Genomic DNA, 6,453 nt, shown 5'->3' with positions numbered 1-6,453 from the left:
CGTACCATTGCTGAATGGTGTGGCCGCGCAAGGTCTTCATCATCGCTTCCCAGCGCATCTTGCGCTCGGTGAGCGGCATCGCAGCCGCGATCGCGATCGCACGCGCCATGCCGTCGATGTCGTGCGGATTGACCAGCAGCGCACTCTCGAGCTCGTTGGCGGCACCGGCGAATTTCGACAGCACCAGCACGCCGGGATCGGCCGGGTTTTGGGCTGCGACATATTCCTTGGCAACGAGGTTCATGCCGTCATGCAGCGGCGTCACCACACCGACCTGCGCGGTGCGATAGAGGCCCGCGAGCACGGCCTGGCTAAAACCCTTGTTGAGATAGCGGATCGGCGTCCAGTCGACCTCGCCATGACGACCATTGACGTCGGTGACGAGGCGCGCGACGTCGTTCTGGAGATTGCCATAGGCCTCGATGGCGCCGCGCGAGGGGTTCGCGATCTGGAGCAGCGAGATGCCGCGCAAGAACTGCGGCTGCTCGGTCCAGAGCCGGTCGAACGCGCTGATGCGGTTGACGAGACCTTTGGAATAGTCGAGCCGSTCGACACCGATCGCGAGCCGCTCGCCGTTGAGGCTGCGGCGCAGCCGCGACACGTCGGGATGCGAGACCGATTTCGCGGCGTATGCTGCGAATTTCTCTGCATCGATGCCGATCGGAAACACTTCGCAGCGGGTGCGGCCGTGCTGCGAGACCACGACGCCGTCCTCGACGGGGAGGCCGAGCTCGCCGCCAGCATAGCTGAGGAAATTCTGGCAATCCGAGTCGGTCTGGAAGCCCAGGAGATCGTAGGCCAGCATCGCCGTGATCAGCTCGCGATGATTGGGCACACCCTGCATCACCGCAACCACCGGCCACGGCGTGTGCAGGAAGAAACCGATCGGGTCGTCGACGCCGAGATCGCGCAGCTCCGCGCCGAGCGCGAGGAAATGATAATCCTGCACCCAGAACGCGGTTCGGGGCTTGCGGAAGCGCATCAAGGCGCGCGCCATGAAGGCGTTGACCTCGCGATAGCTGACATAGTCGTCACGCGAGACGCGGATCAGATCGCTGCGCGAATGCAGCGCGGGCCAGAGCGCCGAATTGGCAAAACCTTCGTAATAGCCGCCGTAATGCGCTGCCGGCAGATCGAGCGTGGCAATAGCGCCGGTTCCGAGCGCCTCGATCTCGGCAAACGGTTCCTTATTGTGGCCATCCCACACGCGGCCCGAAGAGCCCACCCAAATCGCGCCCGAATACTCCACCACCGGAAGCAAGGCCGCAGCAAGGCCGCCCGTCATCGGTTCGTTGGGTTTGCCACGAGCAACGCGATTTGAAACGACGACTAAGTTCACAGGTCGTCCCCTCCTGTTCATTCCACCCTGTTTAACTGATGTTCATCAATATGGTTCCTGATCATCGTTTCAACGAATTGAAACCAAAATCAGGCGCGCGCGTTGAGGCTGGTTTCCCTCGCGGAACCCGGCTTTTCGCTGCAAAAGACCCAAAAGACGGAGTTTCGGTGGTGTCGCGCAGCATCCACCGCTCCACACCATGGAACTACGCGGACGACATTATGTCTGGGGCGAGGCGCCGGCCTTGCTTTCACCGCGTATCGTCGAGCAGACGCGCAAGAAAGGCGCGCACATCGCTCGGCGCATCGAAGTGGCCGTCAACGCCGAGGGCGCGGCGGCCGACCGAGAAGGCGAGCCCGTTCATGTCGGGCATGATCGCAAACACCGTTTCGTCGGTGACGTCGTCGCCGATGAAGATCGGCCGGCGTCCCTTGAAAGGCTCGTGCTTCATCAGTTCGCGCACACCGCTCGCCTTGGTGAAGCCGGAATGCTTGATCTCGCAGACGAACTTGCCGGGAAGCACCTCGATCGGCGCATTGGGCAGATCGGCACGGATCAGAGACACGGCCTCGAAGATCGCCCTCTCCGCATGCGGGGCCAGGCGATAATGCAGCGCCAGCGAATAGCCCTTGTCCTCGAGCAGAATGCCGGGGCTGAGCTTCGCGATCGCGGCGAGCCGTCGCTTCAATTCCTTGTCCATCGGCGGGGCGTGCGCGGCCACGGCTTCACTATCCGCCGACAAGCGCATTTCCGCACCGTGACCACCTACCGCACGAAAGACATCGGGTGCGAAGATCAGGTCGATATCGTTGAGCGAGCGGCCGCTGACCAGCGCCAGCGCGCCGGCGGTGCGCTCGGTCAGCCCGTTGAGCGTCTCCGACAGGCCCGGCGGCACCCAGACCTCGCGCGGCGTCGGCATCAGCTCGAGCAGCGTACCGTCGATGTCGAGCAGGATCGCGGTCTCGTCGAGATGCGGCACGAGCGCGTGCGGCACCGGCACCGTTTCCGGCTTGTCATTGTCGTTGCGCGTGGTCAGTTCGTCGTCCAAAGGCATTTCCGCAAGTTCCGACTTCATATCCTACTCCATAAGGGCGAGCGGCCGCGCGATTTGTTCGAGCGATTTGCGCTCCGCCGGGACGGCATAGCGCCACGCCACGATCGCGGCCGCGATCATCAGCACGGCCCCCAGCAAATAACCGGCGAACACGCTGTTGCGCGATCCCGTGTCGATCAGCGCCCCGAACAGCGCGGGCCCGATCACACCGCCGATGCCGGTGCCGACCGCGTAGAACACCGCGATCGCCAATGCGCGGACTTCGAGGGGGAACGTCTCGCTGACGGTGAGATAGGCTGCGCTCGCAGCCGGCGATGCAAAGAAGAAGATCACCATCCAGGCGATGGTCTGCCCTTGCGCGCTCAGCGCGCCGATCGAGAACAGATAACCGGACAGCGCCAGCAGCAGGCCGGAAACGCCGTAGGTGAACATGATCATGGCGCGGCGGCCGAGCGTGTCAAACAGGCGGCCGAGCAGCAGCGGGCCGAGGAAATTGCCGGCGGCGAACGGCAACAGATACCAGCCGACATGATCGGCGCTGATGCCGTAGAAATCGGTCAGCACCAGCGCGAAGGTGAAGAAGATCGCGTTGTAGAAGAAGGCCTGCGCGATCATCAGCACCAGGCCGACGACCGACCGCTGGCGATAGGTGAAGAACAGCGTGTGCACGACCTCGGTGATCGGGGTGTGAGTGCGCATCTTGAGACGGATCTTCGCAAAACCTGCATCACGACCATCCTGCCGATGTCCGACCACCGATCGCTCGATCTCATCGACGATTTCATGCGCCTGTTCCGGGCGGCCGTGGATCATCAGCCAGCGCGGGCTCTCCGGAATCCACATCCGCATCAGCAACACGACGAGGCCGATGGCCGCGCCGATGAGATAGGCGAGGCGCCAGCCGAGATCCGGCCCCAGCAATGCGGGGTCGAGCAGCACGATGGCGGCCACGGCGCCCATCGCCGCGCCGATCCAGAAGCTTCCGTTGATGACGAGATCGGTCCAGCCGCGATAGCGCGCCGGCACCAGTTCCTGGATGGTCGAATTGATCGCGGTGTATTCGCCGCCGATGCCGGCGCCGGTGAGAAAACGGAACAATGCGTAGCTCGCGATATCCCAGGACAGCGCGGTCGCGGCCGTCGCAGACAAATAGAGCGCGAGCGTGATGAAGAACAGTTTTTTCCGGCCGATGCGGTCGGTGAGCCAGCCGAAGCCGAGCGCACCGAGCACCGCGCCGGCGAGATAGGCCGAGTTGGCGATGCCGAGGTCGAGATTGGAGAACTGCAGCGACGGGCTCTGCTTCAGCGCGCCGGACAGCGCGCCGGCCAGCGTCACCTCGAGCCCATCGAGGATCCAGGTGATACCGAGCGCGAGCACGACACGGGTGTGAAAGCCGCTCCACGGCAGCGCATCGAGCCGCGACGGAATGCTGGTCTCGACGATACGATCGGTCGCGGCTGCCGCCGAGACCGCAGGACCAAAATTCAGCGCTGGGCTTTGCTGCAATTCCATCGCGTTGTTGCATCTCGCCAATACGTGCGGCCCCGGTTCACATGATGTGGACGGGGGCGATCCGATCATGGGGGTGCGGCATTCCGCCTGCCACCTGCGACAACGTCCGCGACAACGGCAGGTTCCCACAGGAACACCGGCCAAGACCGTCCGTTTCCGACGCAGCCGCAACGAGTTGACGCATGGCTCAAGTCAGAAAGACGACACATTCGCGAAACAGCGGCGCGCGATTGGAGCGGGCGAAGGTGGAGTTGAAGCGGAGGTTTGGGAGAGAGGGAGACTCGGACGGCGATCTTGACTCCGCCGTCGTCCCGGCGAAGGCCGGGACCCATACTGCGTGATCTATCAGTTGCGGAAGGTATGCGTACCGAAMAACAACTCTTCGCCAAACCACATCTTGTGGTTATGGGTCCCGGCCTCCGCCGGGACGACACGGGAGAGTGTGGCGACGTCAACCTATTCACGTCGTCCTGGACAAGCGAGCGGAGCGAGCGATGGTCCAGGACCCATTACCACAGGGAGTAGTCGGGCGACGATTCGAAGTTACCCGTTCGCGCCACGACTCCTCCCTGGGGTTATGGGTCCCGGCCTCCGCCCTAGGGCATGCACACATCTCTAAGGCTCCATCCGGCTGCGAGGCCATGGAAGTATTGGAGACCATTGCTGAAGGTGATGGGACCTGGCGGCCTGGAAGATGGATAGCCATCCCAACCGCCGAGGCGGCCGATGATCCAGGCGGCCCAGGCCAGGCTGTCAGGCGGATGCGGGTTCTTCAGCCGCTTACTTTTGGCTTCGTACTGCTGGTTCAGGGCCGTCAGCGTAGCCATCTCGCTGGTGTTGAAGGCGATATGGATGGACTGCTGTCTGCCGTCACGCGCTTGCAGGAGCTGGATGGTGATCACAGCCGCCTTGGCAGCGATGGCAACCAGTTTCAGAAGCCGGTCAGCGGTCCCAATTTGGCTGTCTTCAAGCTTGAGCCCTTGTGTCTTGAGGACACGGAAGAACTGCTCGATGATCCAGCGCTGCTTGTACCATTCGACGATACGCCAGGCGTCGTCTGCACCGGCGACCCCGTGAGAGGTGAGAAGACACCAGCGCAGCGGTTCGACGTCGGAGCCGGCGTTGATCTCGCGGACGTCAACGACGGCCAGATGTAAGCTTTCCGGCAAATGGCGCAGGAACTTGCTTTGCGGCCGAGCCAGTTCGATTGCACCAAAGCGAAGTTCGAGGTTGGCCTGACGTGCCGGCCGCTGCGCTCTCGGAGGCAATTGGACCGTACGACGCTCCATCGCCACCATAGCCTCGATGGCCGCATACAAGCCCGCCATGTCGGCCAGCTTGCGATCATGCATGCTGCGGGCGATCACGTGATAGCCCTGCTCGGCCGCGCTGGCATAAAGGGCAAAGATGTCACTCTCGCGGTCACCAAGCAGGGTCACCCTTGCGGCTTTCGCAAGCAGCGGCTTGGCCGCAAGGGCGGTGGCAGTCCAGCGCTGCGATTCCTTGTCCGACAGCTCGCGGCTGTCATGCGAGACGGTCCGACGGCCCTCACGCGTCCACACTTCGCCGCTCAAAAGTCCCAGGCAGGTGCCATTGTCTGCATCTACCGCCAGCAACGGGTGCAGCAGCACGCCGTGGTTATTGCCCTTGCCGATCTCCCCAAGCCCGCGACGGCGTTGCGGTGTGGTGTTGAAGTGGGTCTCACTGGTGTCCTGGATCGCCAAAACGTGGCGGCCCGCGACGGCTGCAACCGTGCTTCCACTCCAGCTTTCGATGATCCGCTCCGCTGTCACCTTGGCATGACCGAGAAAGCGGTTGAACCGCACCTCCAGGCTACGGTCGCCTCTGGAAAGCTGCCGGAGGCAGACATTCTTGCCAGCAACCATGCGTCCGACAAGCGCCGCCCCCCTTTATCGAGACGACGATCCCCGAACCGGCCTAGCGTCCAGTCAATTCGTGACAACATGGCGGCACCTCTATCCGATCAGAAGTGCCGCAATAGAGATCACACGGATTCCCGATTCTGGAACTCCTTACCCGCGACCCGAGTCAATCCGCCGCACCAGATGTGTGCATGCCCTAGGGCCTCCGCCGGGACGACACGGGAGAGTGTGGCGACGTCAACCTATCCACGTCGTCCTGGACAAGCGAGCGGAGCGAGCGACGGTCCAGGACCCATTACCACAGGGAGTAGTTTGGCGAAGATTCGGAGTTACCAGTTCGCGCCACGACTCCTCCCTGGGGTAATGGGTCCTGGCTTTCGCCAGGACGACAAGGGAGAGTGGTGCGGCGGCTGAGCCTTACGCTGCCCTGATATTCGCCATGAAGCGGTCGAGCTCGGCGCGCAGGCGGGTGCTCTCGGACGACAGCGTCTTGGCCGAGTTCAGCACCTCTTCCGAGGCCGAGCCGGTCTCGGCGGCGCCGCGGTTGACCTGGCCGATGTCGGTGGCGGCGGTCTGAGTGCCCTGCGCGACGGTCTGGACGCTGCGGGCGATCTCCTGGGTGGCGGCACCCTGCTGCTCCACCGCGCTCGCGATGGAGGTCGAGA

4 protein-coding genes and 1 pseudogene are annotated in these 6,453 nt (G+C 63.3%); all 5 read right to left on the bottom strand.

All coding sequences use genetic code 11. The annotated features are described in order from the left end of the window. The coding region (locus tag ACXJL8_RS30275; RefSeq protein WP_456686108.1) for a trehalose-6-phosphate synthase at positions 1-1,339 on the bottom strand (1,339 nt) is incomplete at its 3' end. Positions 1,340-1,589: 250 nt separating this feature from the next. Further along, entirely contained in the window at positions 1,590-2,414 is an 825-nt protein-coding gene (gene otsB / locus ACXJL8_RS30270; RefSeq protein ID WP_456619947.1) for a trehalose-phosphatase, read from the bottom strand. Positions 2,415-2,417: 3 nt separating this feature from the next. Next, positions 2,418-3,905: an MFS transporter gene (locus ACXJL8_RS30265; protein ID WP_456619946.1), complete on the bottom strand. Its 1,488-nt coding sequence runs from the start codon at positions 3,903-3,905 to the stop codon at positions 2,418-2,420. Between the two features lie 596 nt (positions 3,906-4,501). Continuing rightward, positions 4,502-5,791, bottom strand: a complete 1,290-nt coding sequence (locus ACXJL8_RS30260) for an IS4 family transposase (RefSeq protein ID WP_456619945.1) — start codon at positions 5,789-5,791, stop codon at positions 4,502-4,504. A gap of 414 nt (positions 5,792-6,205) precedes the next feature. Then, a pseudogene (locus tag ACXJL8_RS30255) lies at positions 6,206-6,453 on the bottom strand (methyl-accepting chemotaxis protein); the annotation flags it as partial.

Source organism: Bradyrhizobium sp. P5_C11_2, from assembly GCF_054049755.1.
Note: the sequence above shows the minus strand (reverse complement) of the source record. Positions and strands in the feature narration are given on the sequence as shown.

Excerpts from the sequence above, each read along its gene's own strand:
- otsB (WP_456619947.1), bottom strand. The coding sequence starts at position 2,414 with ATGAAGTCGGAACTTGCGGAAATGCCTTTGGACGACGAACTGACCACG.
- ACXJL8_RS30260 (WP_456619945.1), bottom strand. The coding sequence starts at position 5,791 with ATGGTTGCTGGCAAGAATGTCTGCCTCCGGCAGCTTTCCAGAGGCGAC.
- ACXJL8_RS30265 (WP_456619946.1), bottom strand. The coding sequence starts at position 3,905 with ATGGAATTGCAGCAAAGCCCAGCGCTGAATTTTGGTCCTGCGGTCTCG.